The organism is Pseudomonas sp. XP1, from assembly GCF_053557675.1.
Genome location: NZ_JBNRIJ010000010.1, coordinates 149914 through 168224 on the forward strand (window position 1 = coordinate 149914; position 18311 = coordinate 168224).

Annotated in this window: 23 protein-coding genes; 8 read left to right on the forward strand and 15 right to left on the reverse strand. The window is 62.8% G+C overall.

The genetic code is table 11. The features are described 5' to 3' along the window. On the forward strand, positions 1 to 932 hold a 932-nt coding region (gene rlmF, locus ACK1U9_RS12030), incomplete at its 5' end, for a 23S rRNA (adenine(1618)-N(6))-methyltransferase RlmF (RefSeq protein ID WP_449109917.1). Positions 933 to 982: 50 nt separating this feature from the next. Here rlmF and ACK1U9_RS12035 read toward each other — a convergent pair. Next, on the reverse strand, positions 983 to 1264 hold the full coding sequence (locus tag ACK1U9_RS12035; RefSeq protein WP_003257928.1) for an HU family DNA-binding protein: 282 nt from the start codon (positions 1262 to 1264) through the stop codon (positions 983 to 985). Between the two features lie 370 nt (positions 1265 to 1634). On the opposite strand from ACK1U9_RS12035, the gene yejK reads away from it, so the two are divergent. Next, positions 1635 to 2642 carry a nucleoid-associated protein YejK gene (yejK, locus tag ACK1U9_RS12040; protein ID WP_046615754.1) on the forward strand — a complete coding sequence of 336 codons (1008 nt, stop codon included), beginning with the start codon at positions 1635 to 1637 and terminating at the stop codon, positions 2640 to 2642. A 23-nt stretch (positions 2643 to 2665) separates the two neighbouring features. Here the strand turns inward: yejK and ACK1U9_RS12045 are convergent, their stop codons facing one another. Continuing rightward, positions 2666 to 2980, reverse strand: a complete 315-nt coding sequence (locus ACK1U9_RS12045) for a GIY-YIG nuclease family protein (RefSeq protein ID WP_108480963.1) — start codon at positions 2978 to 2980, stop codon at positions 2666 to 2668. A 37-nt stretch (positions 2981 to 3017) separates the two neighbouring features. On the opposite strand from ACK1U9_RS12045, the gene ACK1U9_RS12050 reads away from it, so the two are divergent. Further along, positions 3018 to 3890, forward strand: coding sequence for a hypothetical protein (locus tag ACK1U9_RS12050; RefSeq protein WP_085600613.1), 873 nt, complete (start codon positions 3018 to 3020; stop codon positions 3888 to 3890). On the opposite strand, the gene ACK1U9_RS12055 is transcribed toward ACK1U9_RS12050, so the two are convergent. From ACK1U9_RS12055 to ACK1U9_RS12115, 13 genes are all read right to left on the reverse strand, one after another. Further along, positions 3869 to 4354 carry a nuclear transport factor 2 family protein gene (locus ACK1U9_RS12055; RefSeq protein ID WP_046615757.1) on the reverse strand — a complete coding sequence of 162 codons (486 nt, stop codon included), beginning with the start codon at positions 4352 to 4354 and terminating at the stop codon, positions 3869 to 3871. The genes ACK1U9_RS12050 and ACK1U9_RS12055 overlap by 22 nt on opposite strands. A gap of 179 nt (positions 4355 to 4533) precedes the next feature. Continuing rightward, entirely contained in the window at positions 4534 to 5814 is a 1281-nt protein-coding gene (locus ACK1U9_RS12060; RefSeq protein ID WP_449109918.1) for a CynX/NimT family MFS transporter, read from the reverse strand. Positions 5815 to 5827: 13 nt separating this feature from the next. Then, on the reverse strand, positions 5828 to 6478 hold the full coding sequence (locus ACK1U9_RS12065) for a FadR/GntR family transcriptional regulator (protein WP_085600617.1): 651 nt from the start codon (positions 6476 to 6478) through the stop codon (positions 5828 to 5830). Positions 6479 to 6641: 163 nt separating this feature from the next. Then, the gene (gene hisC, locus ACK1U9_RS12070; RefSeq protein ID WP_135001613.1) at positions 6642 to 7688 is read right to left on the reverse strand and encodes a histidinol-phosphate transaminase; all 1047 of its coding nucleotides are present in this window, start codon (positions 7686 to 7688) and stop codon (positions 6642 to 6644) included. Between the two features lie 2 nt (positions 7689 to 7690). Then, positions 7691 to 9016: a histidinol dehydrogenase gene (gene hisD / locus ACK1U9_RS12075; RefSeq protein WP_046615761.1), complete on the reverse strand. Its 1326-nt coding sequence runs from the start codon at positions 9014 to 9016 to the stop codon at positions 7691 to 7693. Positions 9017 to 9142: 126 nt separating this feature from the next. After that, positions 9143 to 9778 carry an ATP phosphoribosyltransferase gene (gene hisG, locus ACK1U9_RS12080; RefSeq protein ID WP_046615762.1) on the reverse strand — a complete coding sequence of 212 codons (636 nt, stop codon included), beginning with the start codon at positions 9776 to 9778 and terminating at the stop codon, positions 9143 to 9145. Positions 9779 to 9901: 123 nt separating this feature from the next. Next, positions 9902 to 11167 (reverse strand): UDP-N-acetylglucosamine 1-carboxyvinyltransferase, encoded by a 1266-nt coding sequence (murA, locus tag ACK1U9_RS12085; protein ID WP_046615763.1) that lies wholly within the window; start codon positions 11165 to 11167, stop codon positions 9902 to 9904. 23 nt (positions 11168 to 11190) lie between these two features. After that, positions 11191 to 11430, reverse strand: coding sequence for a BolA family protein (locus ACK1U9_RS12090; protein WP_003255121.1), 240 nt, complete (start codon positions 11428 to 11430; stop codon positions 11191 to 11193). A gap of 117 nt (positions 11431 to 11547) precedes the next feature. Continuing rightward, on the reverse strand, positions 11548 to 11850 hold the full coding sequence (locus tag ACK1U9_RS12095) for an STAS domain-containing protein (protein ID WP_046615764.1): 303 nt from the start codon (positions 11848 to 11850) through the stop codon (positions 11548 to 11550). Continuing rightward, complete coding sequence (locus ACK1U9_RS12100) at positions 11847 to 12494, reverse strand: MlaC/ttg2D family ABC transporter substrate-binding protein (protein WP_046615765.1); 648 nt, start codon at positions 12492 to 12494, stop codon at positions 11847 to 11849. Before ACK1U9_RS12100 ends, ACK1U9_RS12095 begins: the two co-directional genes overlap by 4 nt. Positions 12495 to 12503: 9 nt before the next feature. Next, the gene (gene mlaD, locus ACK1U9_RS12105) at positions 12504 to 12989 is read right to left on the reverse strand and encodes an outer membrane lipid asymmetry maintenance protein MlaD (RefSeq protein ID WP_003257921.1); all 486 of its coding nucleotides are present in this window, start codon (positions 12987 to 12989) and stop codon (positions 12504 to 12506) included. Beyond that, positions 12989 to 13786 (reverse strand): lipid asymmetry maintenance ABC transporter permease subunit MlaE, encoded by a 798-nt coding sequence (gene mlaE / locus ACK1U9_RS12110; RefSeq protein WP_013971083.1) that lies wholly within the window; start codon positions 13784 to 13786, stop codon positions 12989 to 12991. The genes mlaD and mlaE overlap by 1 nt, the downstream gene beginning before the upstream one ends. After that, complete coding sequence (locus ACK1U9_RS12115; RefSeq protein WP_012270662.1) at positions 13786 to 14595, reverse strand: ATP-binding cassette domain-containing protein; 810 nt, start codon at positions 14593 to 14595, stop codon at positions 13786 to 13788. Before ACK1U9_RS12115 ends, mlaE begins: the two co-directional genes overlap by 1 nt. 248 nt (positions 14596 to 14843) lie before the next feature. Between ACK1U9_RS12115 and ACK1U9_RS12120 the strand changes: the two genes are divergently transcribed. From ACK1U9_RS12120 to lptB, 5 genes are read left to right on the forward strand one after another with little or no spacing between them, the layout of a single operon-like run. Further along, entirely contained in the window at positions 14844 to 15818 is a 975-nt protein-coding gene (locus tag ACK1U9_RS12120; RefSeq protein ID WP_449109919.1) for a KpsF/GutQ family sugar-phosphate isomerase, read from the forward strand. A 12-nt stretch (positions 15819 to 15830) separates the two neighbouring features. Then, positions 15831 to 16355, forward strand: coding sequence for a KdsC family phosphatase (locus tag ACK1U9_RS12125; RefSeq protein WP_024086339.1), 525 nt, complete (start codon positions 15831 to 15833; stop codon positions 16353 to 16355). 8 nt (positions 16356 to 16363) lie between these two features. Continuing rightward, positions 16364 to 16936 (forward strand): LPS export ABC transporter periplasmic protein LptC, encoded by a 573-nt coding sequence (gene lptC, locus ACK1U9_RS12130; RefSeq protein WP_046615766.1) that lies wholly within the window; start codon positions 16364 to 16366, stop codon positions 16934 to 16936. Further along, a complete protein-coding gene (gene lptA / locus ACK1U9_RS12135; protein ID WP_015269063.1) occupies positions 16923 to 17447 on the forward strand; it encodes a lipopolysaccharide transport periplasmic protein LptA in 525 nt (174 codons plus the stop codon). The genes lptC and lptA overlap by 14 nt, the downstream gene beginning before the upstream one ends. Further along, the gene (gene lptB / locus ACK1U9_RS12140; protein ID WP_046615767.1) at positions 17448 to 18173 is read left to right on the forward strand and encodes an LPS export ABC transporter ATP-binding protein; all 726 of its coding nucleotides are present in this window, start codon (positions 17448 to 17450) and stop codon (positions 18171 to 18173) included. The last annotated feature ends 138 nt before the right edge of the window (positions 18174 to 18311 follow it).

Consider the following 18311-nt stretch of genomic DNA (forward strand, 5'->3'; position numbering starts at 1 on the left):
TGCACCCGCGCAACCGCCACCAGGGCCGCTACGACTTCCCCAGCCTGATCAAGGCCCACCCTGACCTGGCGCGCTTCACCATCACCAACCCCCACGGCAAACCCAGCATCGACTTCGCCAACCCCGAGGCTGTGCGGGTGTTCAACCGTGCCCTGCTGAAGGCCCAGTACGGCATCCAGCACTGGGATATCCCCACCGACTACCTGTGCCCGCCGATTCCCGGCCGCGCCGACTACATCCACGTGGCCGCCGACCTGCTGGCCGACGACAATGCCGGCGAGATCCCCAAGGGCGCCCAGGTGCATGCGCTGGACATCGGCGTAGGTGCCAACTGCATCTACCCGCTGCTGGGCCATAGCGACTACCGCTGGCGCTTCCTGGGCTCGGACATCGACCCCGTGGCCCTGGCTTCGGCCAAGGCCATCGTCCAGGCCAACGGCCTGGGCAAGGCCATCACCCTGCGCCAGCAGGCCAACCGTGCGCACATCCTCAGCGGCCTGCTGCAGGAGGGCGAACGCTTCGACCTGACCCTGTGCAACCCGCCCTTCCATTCCTCGCGCGACGAAGCCACCCGTGGCAGCCAGCGCAAGTGGAAGAACCTCGGCAAGCAGGACCCCAAGCGCAAGCTGCCGGTGCTCAACTTCGGTGGCCAGAACAACGAACTGTGGTGTGAAGGTGGCGAAATCCGCTTTGTCACCCAACTGGTCAGTGAAAGCGTGCAGTACGCCGAGCGAGTGCTGTGGTTCACCAGCCTGGTGTCCAAGGCCAGCAACCTGCCGGGGATCGAGGCCGCGCTCAGGAAAACGGGCGTCAAGGCCGTGCGCATCAGTGAAATGGGCCAGGGACAGAAGCAAAGCCGCATGATCGCCTGGAGCTTCCACGACGACGCCGCGCGCCAGGCCTGGCACGCCGGGCGTAAAAACCGGGCATGAAAAAACCGCGCCCGGGCAAGCCGGGCGCGGTTTCGTCAAAGCTTCAACAATTACTTGTTGATGGCGTCGGTCAGCACTTTGGCTGGAACGAACTTGACGACTTTCTTGGCAGCGATTTCGATGGCAGCGCCAGTCGAAGGGTTGCGGCCGGTACGGGCAGGACGCTCAGCGACTTTCAGCTTGCCGATGCCTGGCAGAGTGATTTCAGCGCCGTTTTCCAGCTGGTCGGCAACGATCTGGCCCAGTTGCTCCAGAGCGTTCTTGGCGGTGGCTTTTGGCGCGGCGATCGATTCGGCGATGTCGGCAATCAGTTGGTCTTTGGTCAATGCCATGGTGGTGTTCCTTCCCTATCAAATTCGTTGGTTATGCAGCGCACTACGACGTTATCGGGCCAGCCCCTGAAAGTGGAGGGCCGCGCCAATCGCGTATGTAGATACGCAAATCGACGTTTGGTTCGACACGACGACAGCACGCTGCCAGCAATGCGCCACACAAGGGGCGCAAGACCGCGCAAAGCTACCACAGGAACGGATAAATATCCGCTGCGCGCTTCGATTTAATGCAGGTTTTTCGGGGGTTTTAGCCTAAAACGCACAAATTTGAACAAAAAACGAACAACCGCCATTTCTGCCAACATCCGGCCACTGCACCACCTGGTGTCTAGGGTAAACTGGACAACTTTTGCAGCTCCCCGAGAATTCCATGCCAATCCGTCATTGCATCGTTCACCTGATCGACAAAAAGCCCGATGGCAGCCCCGCCGTACTGCATGCCCGCGATTCCGAACTGGCCGCTTCCGACGCCATCGAAAACCTGCTGGCCGACCTCAATGACAGCTACAACGCCAAGCAAGGCAAGGCCTGGGGCTTTTTCCACGGCGAGTCCGGGGCCTACCCGCTGAGCGGCTGGCTGAAGCAGTACCTGGACGAAGAAAAGGACTTTACCGCCTTCAGCCGCGTGGCCGTGGAGCACCTGCAGAAGCTGATGGAGGAGTCCAACCTGTCCACCGGCGGCCATATCCTGTTTGCCCACTACCAGCAAGGCATGACCGAATACCTGGCGATCGCCCTGCTGCACCACAGCGAAGGCGTGGCGGTGAACGCCGAGCTTGATGTGATGCCTTCGCGCCACCTCGACCTTGGCCAGCTGCATCTGGCGGCGCGCATCAACCTGTCGGAGTGGAAGAACAACCAGAATTCCAAACAGTACATTTCGTTCATCAAGGGCAAGAACGGCAAGAAGGTCTCGGACTACTTCCGCGACTTCATCGGCTGCCAGGAGGGCGTCGACGGCCCGGGCGAAACCCGCACCCTGCTCAAGGCCTTCAGCGACTTCGTCGAGAGCGAAGACCTGCCGGAAGAGTCCGCTCGCGAAAAAACCCAGACCCTGGTCGAGTACGCCACTACCCAGACCAAGCTGGGCGAGCCGGTCACGCTGGAAGAACTGTCCAGCCTGATCGACGAGGACCGGCCCAAGGCGTTCTACGATCACATCCGCAACAAGGACTACGGCCTGTCGCCTGAAATCCCCGCGGACAAGCGCACCCTCAACCAGTTCCGCCGTTTCACCGGGCGTGCCGAGGGATTGTCGATCAGCTTCGAAGCGCACCTGCTGGGGGACAAGGTCGAGTATGACGAAGCGGCAGGGACCTTGATCATCAAGGGGCTTCCGACCACCTTGGTGGATCAGTTGAAGCGGCGCAAGGACTGAGGGCCCTGGGGCGCGAAGCGGCCCTAAATAGCGGAAGACTCAGCCTCATAGGAGGCCACCAGCGCCTCCTTCGCCGCCTTGCGCAGCCGCTTCACCAGCCGCTCCTGGCGCAATGCTTCGCCCTTGTCCGGCCATTGCTCCACATACACCAGCGCCTGGGCCGGGCTGGTCTTGAAGTAACGCGCGCCCTGCCCCTTCTGGTGCGCCAGAAAACGCCGCTGCGGGTCATCGCTGATACCGCAATACAGCGATCCATTGGCAGCCCTTACCAAGTAGACATACCAAGGTTTTACTGCCTGATCCGGCACTTTTTCACTCACGACGCCTGCTCTTTCCATCATTAATTTGGTGAGCCCACCCCAAAAGGGCTTCATCATGCTCACTTCAGTATCCCGCACATTGCTTGCCGCTGCCCTGTTGGCCGGCGCATCCGCCGCCCAGGCCTCCATCGGCGCCCGGACCGCCGAGCAGTTGCAGAAAAACTACGATTCCACGCCCGCGCATTGCCCAGGCAACGCGGTACCTGCCCATGCCTGTTCGGGCGTCTTGCTAAGGTCAACCAAACCTTCACCGCATTATCATTCCTGGCATCATAGCCAGAACAGCAAGGACAAGGGCGGCGTATCGTTTTCATACCTGCGCAGCGACATTCCCACCACGCAGCTGGCTGCCGACGGCCGTAGCGGCTTTACCCTGTACCCGCTGCTGCAACGCCCAAAAGACAGCTTGCGCTACGAAATGCTATGCGCCTGGCCCACTGACGGTGATACCTGGGAGCGTGACAAACGCGGTTGCGGCGACAATCGGCAAACGGCCGCAACCGAAGCGGCCTGCCATGAACAGGGAGTACTCACTGCTGAGCAGTGGATGGAGCGGTTCCGGCAAAGCGGCGACTACAAGGCCCAATGCGCATTCGATATCCGCCGGGCGCGGGTTCCCGAGCGGGCTGAAGCCTTCTACCAGAGCATACGCGCCAAGCAGTTGTTTGCGCCTGAACTACCGTTCCCGTGGAACGAGGTGGTGATCGGTGCGTGGGACGAAGAGCAGTCCAACAGGCTGCCAATCCAGTCGTTCTTCCATATCGAAGGCGCGTATGGCGCATTGCAACAAGCTCAGGCCGATCAACGAGATTGGTACAGGACCAATGGCACATTCATACCTGTCATTCGCATCCGTCTACCGAACGACCTCGATGAACGCGCCACCTTCAGCTATCACAAGAGTGATCAGGCGGTAGCGCTGCCTTGAGCATGCTGGTATGCCCGCAGGCCTTTGAACGCCTGCTGGCGCACCTTGTTCTGCACCAGCGGCGACCAGCCCAGCAGCATGCCAGGTACACCCAGCGCCTGCCGCGACCAGCGCCACAAGTCGAATTGGTCATCGTGCTGGCAGATCAGCCCGTCACGGACCACGAAACGCGCCTGGATATCGTTGACAACGGTGCGGCCGGTCTGGCTGAACAGGTAGGTGGCCACCCAATGTGCGGCGCCCGTGCATTCATCGGCGCGGACGTTGTCGAAGGTCAGGGTAAAGTCCTTGGCCCGGCTGGTGAGCATTCGCCACATGTCGCCTGCATCCTTGCCACGCAAGGTGCCAAAGACCGGGTCGCTGAAGGCGATATCGTCGCTGTAGCAGGCGACCATGGCCTCGGCATCCAGGCGCTGGAAGGCCTGGTAGAAGCGGGTGATCAGGTCGCGGTTGGCGTCGCTCATGGGGGCTGGTCCGTCCTGGGGATGAAAGCAGCACGATAATCTGCCCCGGTTGCTTATGCCAGTACCGGCCCCTTCGCGGGTGAACCCGCTCCCACAGGGATCGCACACATCTTGAAAATTGTGCAGTAGCTGTGGGAGCGGGTTTACCCGCGAAAGGGCCGGCACTGCCAACATCAACGTCAGACTTTCTCGCTGCTCACCTGCACATGCAAAGCCCGCCCGGCCCCCAGGCCGAACACGATGGCACCCAGCCCCAGCACGGCAAAGATCCACCCCACTGCCGCCCAGCCCCCGGTCAGGTCATGCACCAGCCCCACCGCAAACGGCCCCATCGACGCCAAGGTATAGCCCACCCCCTGCGCCATGCTCGACAGGTGTGCCGCCACATGGGCATCCTTCGAGCGCAGCACGATCAAGGTCAGCGCCAGGGCAAAGGTACCACCCTGCCCCAGGCCCAGCACAACCGCCCAACCCCACAGCCCGGACAGCGGCGCATACAGGCACCCGAACAGGCCGGCCAGGGTAATCAGCATGACCAGCAGGATCGCCAGGCGCTGGTCCTTGCCGCGAGTGGCCAGCCAGGGCGCACTGAGCGAGCTGACCAGCTGCACGATCACCGACCCCGACAGCACCAGCCCCGCCTCGGTCGGGCTCAGGCCGCGACCGATCAGAATCGATGGCAACCAGCCAAATACGATGTAGGCCAGTGACGACTGCAGGCCCATGTACAGGGTTACCTGCCAGGCCAGCGGGTCACGCCACAACCCACGCACGCGATAAGCTACCTTGTGCAGGCCATGGCCCTGGCGGGCCTGCGGCAGCCACACCAGCATGGCCAGCAGGGCCGGCAACATCCAGAAGCCGAGGCCCAGCGCCCAGCTGTCGTTGAAGTGCTGGGCCAGGGGCACCGTGGCGCCAGCCGCCATGGCGGCGCCCAGGCACAACGCCATGGTGTACACGCCGGTCAGCGTGCCAGCGTGCTGCGGGAAATCGCGCTTGACGATGCCCGGCAACAGCACGCCAATGATGCCGATGCTGGCACCCGCCATGAGGCTGCCGAGGAACACCCCGGTGGCCCCCAGGCTACTGCGCACGACTATGCCAAGCGCCAGGGTGGCGAGAATGCCGAGGATCACCCGCTCGCTGCCAAAGCGCCGCGCCAGCACCGGCGCCAAAGGGGCGAACAGCCCCAGGCACAGCACTGGCAAGGTGGTCAGCAAACCGGCCTGCGAGGCGTTCAGCCCCAGGCCTTCGGACACCTGGCCCAGCACCGGCGCCATGCTTGACAATGCCGGGCGCAGGTTCAATGCCACCAGCACCAGGCCGAGCAACAACAGCCAAGGCCGCTGTATCGGTACCGGCTGCTGTTGGACCTGCTCGTCGTCAGCCTCGGCGTCGATCAGCAATTCTTCGAGGTTCCGCTCGCTCGGTGGGGTGTTACGGGTGATGGAATCAGCCATGGCCTTCTCGGAGTCAGGATGCGATAAGGGTACGGCTCAGGCGCTTGGCCTGCTCCGCATCGCGTTGCTCGATGGCGGCAAGTATCTGCCCATGTAAGTCGAACGTGGCTTGACAGCGCGGCACGGTCGCCATGTTGTGCTGCAGCGCGGCAGCCACCACCCCGGAAAAGTACCGGTACAGCTCACTCAAGGCCGGGTTATGGGCGGCATCGACCAGCCGCTGGTGAAACACCAGGTCGCAGGCCACATAAGCATCGATATCACCGTGAAAATGCCCGGCGCTATTGGCCAGGGCTTCACGCAGCGCCTGCAGGTCGGCGTCGGTTCGGCGCAGTGCGGCCAGGCCAATGGCCTCGGCTTCGAGGATATGCCGGGTTTCGCGGGCCTGCTCGGGCGTGCAGCGTGACATCGCCTGCACCGCCTGCAGCGGGTCCTGGGCGGTACGCAGGTAGCTGCCGTCGCCCTGGCGGATCTCCACCAGGCCACTGAACGCCAGCACACGCATGGCCTCGCGTACGGTATTGCGGCTTATGCCCAACTGCAGGGCAAGCTCCGGCTCGGTCGGCAAACGCTGGCCAACCTGCCAGTCGCCCAGCACGATGCGTTCGCGCATGCGCTCGACGGCCAGTTCGACCAGTGAACGCTTGGTCAATTCGCTACTCATTCAACTCAACCAATCATCCGATGAATTGGCGCAGCATACCGGTGGGCAAAGTGTTTGTCATTGAAGAGAGCAGCGATTAAAAACCTGGCGCGATTTTTTGTAGGAGCGCCCTTTCGCGACACAAGGCCGCTCCTACAAGGACCGCGCAGGGCAGTGGATGGCGTCAGCTCAACGCATCGAGCAGCGCCTGGTTCATCTCTGGCGTACCAATGGTGATGCGCAGGAACTGGGCAATGCGCGGCTGCTTGAAGTGGCGCACGATCACGCCCTGTTCGCGCAGTCGCGCAGCCAGCTCACCGGCATCTCGTTGCGGATGGCGAGCGAAGATGAAGTTGGCTGCCGACGGCAACACTTCGAAGCCCTTGGCCTGCAGCTGCCCGACCAACACCTCGCGGCTGTCGATCACCTTGCGGCAGGTTTCCTCGAAGTATTCGCGGTCCTCGAACGCCACCGCCGCGCCAACGATCGCGGCACGGTCCAGCGGGTAGGAGTTGAAGCTGTTCTTTATCCGCTCCAGCGCCTCGATCAAGTCCGGGTGCCCCACCGCCAGCCCAACCCGCAACCCGGCCAGCGAACGCGACTTCGACAGGGTCTGGGTGACCAGCAGATTGTCATAGCGGTCCACCAGGCTGATTGCGGTTTCGCCACCGAAGTCGATGTAGGCTTCATCAACCACCACCACCGAATCACGGTTGGCCTGCAGCAACTGCTCCACCACCTGCAGCGGCATCAGGCAACCGGTCGGCGCGTTGGGGTTGGGGAAGATGATGCCGGCGTTGGGCTTGTCGTAGTCCTCGATGCGAATCTGGAACTGCTCGTCCAGCGCCACCTGCTCGAAGGCAATACCGTACAAGCCGCAGTAGACCGGGTAGAAGCTGTAGCTGATGTCCGGGAACAGCAGCGGTGCGTCATGCTGGAACAGGCCGTGGAAGATGTGCGCCAGCACCTCGTCCGAGCCGTTGCCGACGAATACTTGTGCCGGGGTCACGCCATAGTATTCGGCCACCGCCTGCTTCAGCCGGTCACCGTTCGGGTCCGGGTACAGGCGCAGGTTGTCGTTCAGCTCGCCGCGCATGGCCTCCAGCGCCTTGGGCGAAGGGCCGTAGGGGTTTTCGTTGGTGTTCAGCTTGACCAGGCGGGCCAGCTTGGGCTGCTCGCCCGGCACGTAAGGCACCAGGTCCTTGACGAAGGGGCTCCAGAATCGACTCATGCTCAGTTCCCCTTCTCTTGGGTCAGGATGCGGTATTCAGCGCTGCGGGCGTGGGCAGTCAGCGACTCGCCACGGGCCAGGACCGAGGCGGTGTGGCCCAGTTCGGACGCGCCCTGCTCGGAGCAGAAAATGATCGACGAGCGCTTCTGGAAGTCGTACACCCCCAGCGGCGACGAGAAACGCGCGGTGCCGGAAGTCGGCAGCACGTGGTTGGGGCCGGCGCAGTAGTCGCCCAGCGCCTCGCTGGTGTGGCGGCCCATGAAGATCGCGCCAGCGTGGCGGATGTGCGGCAGCCAGGCCTGCGGGTCGGCCACCGACAGCTCCAGATGCTCGGGTGCAATGCGGTTGGCCACTTCCATGGCCTGTTGCATGTCACGTACCTGGATCAGCGCACCGCGGCCATTGATCGACTTCTCGATGATCTCGGCACGTTCCATGGTCGGCAGCAGCTTGTCGATGCTGGCAGCAACGCGGTCGAGGAAGGAGGCGTCCGGGCTCACCAGGATGGCCTGGGCATCTTCGTCGTGCTCGGCCTGGGAGAACAGGTCCATGGCGATCCAGTCCGGGTCGGTCTGACCATCGCACACCACGAGGATTTCCGACGGGCCGGCGATCATGTCGATACCCACCTGGCCGAACACGTGGCGCTTGGCGGTGGCAACGTAGATGTTGCCCGGGCCGACGATCTTGTCCACCTGCGGCACGCTTTCGGTACCGTACGCCAGGGCGGCGACAGCCTGGGCACCGCCGACGGTGAACACACGGTCGACACCGGCGATGCAGGCAGCCGCCAGCACCAGTTCGTTGACCTCGCCACGCGGGGTCGGTACCACCATCACCACTTCGGCCACGCCGGCAACCTTGGCCGGGATGGCGTTCATCAGCACCGACGACGGGTACGACGCCTTGCCACCCGGCACATACAGGCCGGCGCGGTCCAGTGGGGTGACCTTCTGGCCGAGCACGGTGCCGTCGGCTTCGGTGTACTGCCAGGAGTCCTGTTTCTGCCGCTCGTGGTACATGCGCACGCGGTTGGCGGCCTTTTCCAGGGCTTCGCGCTGGGCCGGGGTAATGCGGGTCAGGGCCAGTTCCAGGCGCTCGCGATTGAGGATCAGGTCGTCAATCGACTTGGCATCGACACCATCGAAACGCTGGGTGAATTCCACCAACGCCGCATCGCCACGCTCGCGCACGGCCTTGATGATGTCGAGCACGCGCTGGTTGACCGCGTCATCGGACACACTTTCCCAGCTCAGCAGATGATCCAGATGTCGGGCGAAATCCGGATCAGCAGCGTTGAGACGGGCAATTGCAGTGGACACGGTCATGGCGAGGGCCTCGATTATTGGCGAATGCTCAGGCGCCCTAAGCTACCAGTCCATCCGCGCGGGCACCCGAGAAAAATGGCTATGACGCGGATAGATGGGCGCGACAGCGAAGGTCGCGCGCAGGAATCAACCGCGGTGTCGCGATTCGACCGCTTCGCGCAGCGTGTCGATCAGGCTCTGGATACGGGCGTGCTGCATTTTCATGGAGGCCTTGTTGACCACCAGGCGGGAGCTGATCGTGGCGATCAGTTCCTGGGGCTCCAGGCCGTTGGCACGCAGGGTGTTGCCGGTGTCGACCACGTCGATGATCTTGTCGGCGAGATTGATCAGCGGTGCCAGCTCCATCGAGCCGTACAGCTTGATGATGTCGACCTGGCGGCCCTGCTCGGCGTAGTAGCGCTTGGCTACGTTGACGAACTTGGTAGCCACGCGCAGACGGCCCTTGGGCTCAGGTGCGCCGACCACACCGGCGGTCATCAGCTTGCAGCGGGCAATCTGTAGGTCCAGGGGCTCGTACAGGCCCTGGCCGCCGTACTCCATCAGCACATCCTTGCCGGCCACACCCAGGTCGGCGGCACCATGCTCGACATAGGTCGGCACGTCGGTGGCACGCACGATCAGCAGGCGCACATCGTCCTGCGTGGTGGGGATGATCAGTTTGCGGCTCTTGTCCGGGTTCTCGGTCGGCACGATACCGGCCTCGGCCAGCAATGGCAGGGTATCGTCGAGAATACGGCCTTTGGAAAGCGCGATGGTCAACATTGGAACGTCGGTCCTTAAGCGGCTACTGCCGGCCGGGCGTAGAGCCCGACCGCATTCAATTCGTTAGGCGCATCCTGCGAAAGCGGGCAAACCGCACTCCCACAGGATGCACCAGGCAGACGATTAGCCCGGCACGCGACGGATCTTCGCGCCCAGCATCTGCAGTTTTTCTTCGATGCACTCGTAACCACGGTCGATGTGGTAGATGCGATCGATCAGGGTATCGCCTTCGGCTACCAGCGCCGACAGCACCAGGCTGGCGGAAGCACGCAGGTCGGTGGCCATTACCGGGGCACCCTTCAGCGCCTTGACGCCTGTGACGATGGCAGTGTTGCCTTCGACCTGGATCTGCGCGCCCATGCGGTGCATTTCATAGACGTGCATGAAGCGGTTCTCGAAGATTGTCTCGATCACTGCACCGGTGCCTTCGGCAATGGCGTTGAGCGAGATGAACTGCGCCTGCATGTCGGTCGGGAAAGCAGGGTACGGGGCGGTACGCAGGTTGACGGCTTTCGGCCGCTTGCCGTGCATGTCCAGCTCGATCCAGTCGTCGCCGGTATTGATGTCGGCGCCGGCTTCCTTGAGTTTTTCCAGTACTGCTTCAAGGATGGTCGGGTCGGTGTCCTTGACCTTGACGCGACCACCGGTCACGGCAGCGGCAACCAGGTAGGTGCCGGTCTCGATACGGTCCGGCATCACGCGGTAGTTGGCCGAGCCCAGACGCTCGACGCCGTCGATGACGATGGTGTCGGTACCGGCGCCCTGGACATTACCGCCCATGGCGTTGATGAAGTTGGCCAGGTCGACCACTTCCGGCTCGCGCGCGGCGTTCTGCAGCACGCTGCGGCCCTTGGCCAGGGCAGCGGCCATCATGATGTTCTCGGTACCGGTCACGCTGACGGTGTCGAAGAAGAAGTGCGCACCGCGCAGGCCACCCTCAGGCGCCTTGGCCTTGATGTAGCCGCCTTCGACTTCGATCTTCGCGCCCATGGCCTCGAGGCCACGGATGTGCAGGTCGACCGGGCGCGAACCAATGGCGCAACCGCCAGGCAGGGCCACTTCGGCCTCGCCGAAACGGGCGACCATCGGGCCCAACACCAGGATCGAGGCGCGCATGGTCTTGACCAGCTCGTAAGGCGCGACCAGGGTCTTGATGGTGCGTGGGTCGATCTCGACCGCCAGCTTTTCGTCGATCACCGGCTCGATGCCCATGCGGCCGAACAGCTCGATCATGGTTGTGATGTCGTGCAGGTGCGGCAGGTTGCCCACGGTGACCGGGCCGTCGGCCAGCAGGGTCGCCGCCAGAATCGGCAGGGCTGCGTTCTTCGCGCCCGAAATGCGGATCTCGCCATCAAGGCGAGCGCCGCCAGTAATAATCAGTTTGTCCATTGGAATCTCGCCGCCACGTTGGCTCAGGTGCGCTCAGCCCAGGCTGCGCTGCTGAAAAATTTCATGGTTACCGCATGGATGCTGCCATTGGCGATCCACGGATTCAGGTGAGCATAGATCGCCTGCTGGCGTTTGACCGGGCTCAGGCCAGCCAACTCGTCGCTGATCACGTTCAACTGGAAGTTGCAGCCTTCGCCTTCAACTTCGACCCGGGAACCCGGCAATTTCTCTTCAAGGAAGCTTTTAACTTCTACGGCCTGCATGCTCAACCTCAATCGGCGCCCGATGCGCACGGGTCGGCCATCATACAAAAAAGCCCCTCGCCTGCGAAGCCCAACGAGGGCTTCGCTGACCGAGGGGCCATCATCCGTGCCGGAACATCAGGTTGCCAGCACTTCATCGAGGTCATAGACCTCGGCAATTTCCCGCATGTCGTCGGGCATACCGCGCACCTGGCAACCCTTGCCGGTGGCCTGGGCATCGCGCATGAAGGCCAGTAGCAACGACAGGCCAACACTGGTGGAGCGCTGTACAGCCGAGCAATCGAGCACCAACTGCGCCTCGCGGCAGCCCGCGATCAGCGCCCTGCCCTGCTTGCGCAGGGCGGGCCCGCTGCGGTAGTCCAGCACGCCGGCCAGGCGCAGCACGCCCGGCTCGGCCATGCTTACGCCGGCCTCACTCATTTGACGGTCTTCTCTGGCGAGTTGTCGGCGGCCTGCTTGGCCTTGGCCACTTCGCCGGCCCAGCCGTCGATGGTCTTGTCCAGGTCGTTGCCATTGCGCTGCATGGCATCGGCGAACTGGTCGCGGAACAGCTTGCCGATGTTGATGCCGTTGACGATCACGTTACGCACCTTCCATTCGCCACCCAGGTTTTCCAGAGTGTACTGAACCGGGTACACGGCGCCATTGTTGCCGGTGACCTTCATGCCTACGGAGGCACGCTTGCCGTCATCGGCCTTGGCCGGGTCCACGACGATCCCCTGGTTGTTGTACTCCAGCAGGGCGTTACCGTAGAACTGGAACAGACTGCGCTTGAAGTTTTCCTGGAAGCGCTGCATCTGCTCGGGCGTGGCCTTGCGCGAGTACTTGACGGTCATGATGCTTCTGGAAATACCGTCGGCATCGACCACGGGCGTGAGGATACGGTCAAGGGCGTCGTAGAACGCTTGCGGGTTGGACTTGTACTGCTCCTTGTTGGCCTTGAGCTCACCCAGCAGCTCTGTGGTGGTGCTCTGCACCACGTCATGCGGAGACTGCGCGGCCAGCGCCATCAGGGGGAAGGCCGCCAGCAGGACCAGCAAGCCACGTCGCAGGATCGAAATCATGGAAACTCCTTAATTAGCCGGTTGCGCTTCTTTCGGTTCCTTGCCAACGGAGTTGAGCAGGAACTTGCCAATCAGATCTTCCAGCACCAGCGCCGACTGGGTGTCATGGATGGTCCCGCCGTCCTTGAGCACTTGGTCCTCACCGCCCACGCTGATGCCGATGTACTTCTCGCCAAGCAACCCGGCCGTCAGGATCGAGGCCGTGGAGTCGGTCGGCAGGTTGTCCACCGACTTGTCCAGTTGCAGCGTCACCCGACCGGTGTAGGAATCACGGTCCAGATCGATGGCGGTAACCTTGCCGATGGTCACACCGGCCATGGTCACTTTAGCTCTGACCGTCAAACCAGCGATATTGTCGAAGTAGGCATAAACTTTATAGGTATCGCTGCTCGGGCTGGCCGACAGCCCGCTGACACGCAGGGCGAGCAGCAGCAGCGCCAGGATCCCGGCCAGGAGGAACAGGCCGACACCGATTTCCAGGGTGCGGTTTTGCATCAGAAATCTCCAAACATCAAGGCGGTCAGAATAAAGTCCAGACCCAGCACTGCCAACGAGGCATAGACCACGGTCTTGGTGGTGGCACGGCTGATCCCTTCTGAGGTGGGCTCACAGTCGTACCCCTGGAATACGGCGATCCAGGTCGTGACGAAGGCAAATACCAGGCTCTTGATCAGCCCGTTGAGCACGTCGTCGGTGAACGAAACACTGTTCTGCATGTTGGCCCAGAACGAGCCCTCGTAGACGCCCAGCCAGTCCACCGCGACCCACGAGCCACCCCAGATGCCGACCACGCTGAAAATCAGCGCCAGCAACGGCAGCGAAATGAAACCGGCCCACAGCCGCGGCGCGACGATGTACTTGAGAGGGTCGACGCCGATCATTTCAAGGCTCGACAGCTGCTCGGTGGACTTCATGTTGCCGATTTCCGCGGTGAGCGCCGAACCGGCACGGCCAGCGAACAGCAATGCCGTCACCACCGGGCCGAGCTCACGCAGCAGGGTCAGGGCGACCATCTGCCCCACCGCCTGCTCCGAGCCGTACTTGGTCAGGATGCTGAAGCCCTGCAGCGCCAGCACCATGCCGATGAACACGCCGGACACGACGATGATCGCCAGCGACAGCACGCCCACCGAGTACAGCTGCTTGGTCAGCAGCTGGAAGCCGCCACCGATGCCGCCACGGCCGATCAGTGCATGGAACAGGAACAGGCAGGAGCGCCCCAGCACCGCCAGCACGTCAATGGCCGAGCGCCCCAGCAGGCGGACACGTTCGAGTAAGGATTTTCTGCGCATCAACGCGCTCCCAGCAGGTCGGCGCGGTAGTCAGGCGCAGGGAAATGGAAAGGCACCGGGCCGTCCGGGTCGCCCTTCATGAACTGGCGAATGCGCGGGTTGTCCGAGCCCATCAGCTCGTCAGGCGTCCCCTGGCCCAGCACCTGGCCATCACCTACGACATAGATGTAGTCGGCAATGCTGGCGGTTTCCGCCAGGTCGTGGGAAACGACGATGCTGGTAATACCCAGGGCGTCGTTGAGCAGGCGGATCAGACGCACCAATACACCCATGGCGATCGGGTCCTGGCCGACGAACGGTTCGTCGTACATGAGGATCTGCGGGTCCAGCGCAATCGCCCGGGCCAACGCCACACGGCGCTTCATGCCACCGGACAGCTCGTCGGGCATCAGGTCGATGGCACCGCGCAGCCCCACGGCCTGCAGCTTCATCAACACGATATCGCGGATCATCTCGTCCGACAGCTGGGTGTGCACGCGCAGCGGGAACGCGACGTTCTCGAACACATCGAGATCGGTGAACAGCGCGCCGCTCTGGAACAGCACCCCCATTTGCTTGCGGGCGTCGAACAGGTCGCTGCGCGACAGCGTCGGCAGGTTCTGCCCGGCAACCCAGACCTCACCGCTGGAGGGGCGCAGCTGCGCGCCCATCAGGCGGAGCAATGTGGTCTTGCCGCAACCCGATGGTCCCATGATGCCGGTGACCTTGCCGCGCGGGATGCGAATGTCGACATTGCTGAAAATGCTGCGCGAACCGCGTTTGAAGGTAACCCCCTTCAACTCGACCGCGTAGGCGCTATCCACACTCATCTAGACTCCTTGCTAGTGCAGCCTCGTCCTAATGGACGTCGGCCTCCATCTGGAAGGCACAAGCGCCCCAGGCAGGCCGAATAGCGGCGAACTATAGCACCGCTGACAGCACCGCCCCAAGGCCGGCTAACGAGTCGTTCAGCCCTGCGACAGGCTGACCAGACATTCACCACGGCAATCGAAAGCGTGAGGGTTTCTTTCATTGCAGCTATAATCGCCGCCTTTTCATCAGGCATTGCTTTTTCGACATGAGCCAATCCAGCGAGCTGATCCAATCCGCCCAACGCACCCTGCGCCTGGAACTCGAGGCCGTAGAGGCCCTGCTGGCGCGCATCGACGACAATTTCGTCAAGGCCTGCGAACTGATCCTGGCCAGCAAGGGCCGGGTCGTCGTGGTCGGCATGGGCAAGTCCGGGCACATCGGCAACAAGATCGCCGCCACCCTGGCCAGCACCGGCACGCCGGCGTTTTTCGTGCACCCGGCCGAAGCCAGCCATGGCGACATGGGCATGATCACCCGCGATGATGTCATCCTTGCCCTGTCGAACTCCGGCAGCACCGCCGAAATCGTCACCCTGCTGCCGCTGATCAAGCGCCTGGGCATCAAGCTGATCAGCCTGACCGGCAACCCGGCCTCGCCCCTGGCCCAGGCTGCCGAGGTCAACCTCGACGCCCGCGTCGAGCAAGAGGCCTGCCCGCTGAACCTGGCACCCACCTCCTCCACCACCGCATCGCTGGTGCTGGGCGACGCGCTGGCCATTGCCCTGCTTGAAGCTCGCGGCTTCACCGCGGAAGACTTTGCCTTCTCGCACCCGGGTGGTGCTCTGGGCCGCCGCCTGCTGCTCAAGGTGGAGAACGTGATGCACGCCGGCGACGAACTGCCCCAGGTGCCCCGCGGCACCCTGCTCAAGGACGCACTCCTTGAAATGTCCCGCAAAGGCCTGGGCATGACCGTGATCGTCGAAGCCGATGGCAAGCTGGCGGGGATCTTCACCGACGGCGACCTGCGCCGCAGCCTGGACCGCAACATCGATGTCCACACCACCCTGATCGACCAGGTAATGACCGTGCACGGCAAGACGGCCCGCGCCGAAATGCTCGCGGCCGAGGCCCTGAAGATCATGGAAGACCACAAGATCGGCGCCTTGGTGGTGGTGGACCGCGAGGACCGCCCCACCGGCGCCCTGAACATGCACGACCTGCTGCGCGCCGGCGTGATGTAAAGGAGCGATGGAATGAACCAGGACCTCATGCAACGCGGCAAGAACATCAAGCTGGCAGTGTTCGACGTGGACGGCGTGCTCACCGACGGGCGCCTGTACTTCCTAGAGGACGGCAGCGAGTTCAAGACGTTCAATACCCTCGACGGCCAGGGCATCAAGATGCTCATGGCCTCGGGCGTGACCACCGCGATCATCAGCGGGCGCAAGACCCCGGTGGTCGAGCGCCGGGCGAAGAACCTCGGTATCCCGCACCTGTACCAGGGCCGCGAGGACAAACTGGTGGTGCTGGACGGCCTGCTCGCCGAACTGGGCCTGAGCTATGCTCAAGTGGCCTACCTTGGCGACGACCTGCCCGACCTGCCGGTAATCCGCCGCGTGGCCCTGGGCATGGCGGTCGCCAACGCCGCGCCGTTCGTGCGCCAACACGCCCATGGCGTGACCCAGGCACGTGGCGGCGAAGGCGCGGCCCGTGAATTCTGCGAACTGATCATGCAGGCCCAGGGCACCCTGGACGCTGCCAACGCCAACTACCTGTAAGGCTGCCCATGTTCAGCAAGAAAGCCCGCAACATTGCGCTGCTCGCGGTAATCGCCGCCCTGCTGGTGGCGATCGGCTACTGGAATGTCAGCCCGGAAAGCTTCCTCGACAAGCCGGTGGCCCAGGTCGACGAAAGCGCCATCGACTACTACGCGGTCAACGCTCACAGCCTGCAGTTCCTGCCCGATGGCAAGCTGCAGTACGAAATGACTGCCGACAAGGTCGAACACCTCAAGGCCAGCGAAATCACCCTGCTGACCACGCCGGACCTGCACCTTTACCGCGGTACCGAATACCCCTGGCACGTACAGAGCACTCGCGCCGAAGTCAACCCGGACGGCAGCGAAGTCGAACTGATCGACAACGTACGGGTCGCCCGCACCGACGAAAAGCAGCGCGAAATGATCATTACCAGCTCACGCATGACCGTGTTCCCGCAGAAGCAATATGCGCAGACCGAGCAAGCCGTTAGAATCGACGGCGCCGGTGGCACAACTACGGGCAAAGGAATGAAAGCGTATTTGAAAGAAGGCAAGATGGACTTGCTCTCTAACGTAAGAGGACAGTATGAGGCTCGTTAAAACCCTCCCCCTTTTGCTCAGCCTGAGCGCAGCACTGGGAAGCGCGAGCGCCCTCGCCCTGCCGAACGACCGTGACCAGCCTATCCGCATCCAGGCCGACAACGCCCACCTGGACGACAAGCAGGGCGTGGCCACCTACACCGGCGACGTGATCATCACCCAGGGTTCGATGATGATCAAAGGCAACACCGTGACCATCACCCGCTCCGCCTCCGGCGACATCGACGTGGTGACCTCGGTGGGCAACCTGGCCTACTTCGAGCAGCAGCAGAGCGCAGCCAAACCGGACAAGATGAAAGGCTGGGCGGTGACCATCCAGTACCAGTCGCAGAAGGACATGGTGATCCTCACCGACCGCGCCAAGGTCGAGAACGAAGGCAACACCACCGAAGGCGAGAAGATCGTCTACAACACCCAGACCCAGGTGGCAACCGCCGGTCGCGGTGGCAACGTGACCTCGCCGCGTCAGCGCATCGACATGGTGATCCAGCCCAAGAAGAAGGCCGAGTAAATGGCAACCCTCAAAGCCCAGCACCTGGCCAAGAGCTACAAGGGGCGGCAGGTCGTACGCGACGTCAGCCTGTCGATCGACAGCGGCCAGATCGTCGGCCTGCTCGGCCCCAACGGCGCCGGCAAGACCACCTGCTTCTACATGATCGTCGGCCTGGTCCAGGCCGATCAGGGGCGCGTGCTGATCGACAACCTCGATGTCAGCCACCAGCCCATGCACGGTCGCGCCCGCGCCGGCATCGGCTACCTGCCGCAGGAAGCCTCGATCTTCCGCAAGCTGTCGGTGGCCGACAACATCATGGCCATCCTCGAGACCCGCAAGGACCTCGACCGCGACGGCCGGCGCAAAGAACTGGAAAGCCTGCTGCAGGAGTTCCACATCAGCCACATTCGCGACAACCTCGGCATGAGCCTGTCCGGTGGTGAGCGCCGCCGCGTGGAAATTGCCCGCGCGCTGGCGACCGCACCCAAGTTCATCCTGCTGGACGAACCGTTTGCCGGTGTCGACCCGATCTCGGTCGGCGACATCAAGCAGATCATCCATCACCTCAAGGCCAAGGGTATCGGTGTACTGATCACCGACCACAACGTGCGTGAGACCCTGGATATCTGCGAAACCGCCTATATCGTCAACGATGGCCGGCTGATCGCTGAAGGCGACTCCGAAACCATCCTGGCCAACGACCTGGTCAAAGAGGTTTACCTGGGCCACGAGTTCCGGCTCTGACCCCGGCACGCGCCTGGAGTACTGGCAAATCGCCCTGAAGGCCGGGGTAAAGTTGTTACAGTGCTCTAGGCAAACGCTACAATTTAAGGCATAAAACTTGCTTGATCTGGCGCCCCGGCGCCCTCGTGTAGTGGATGG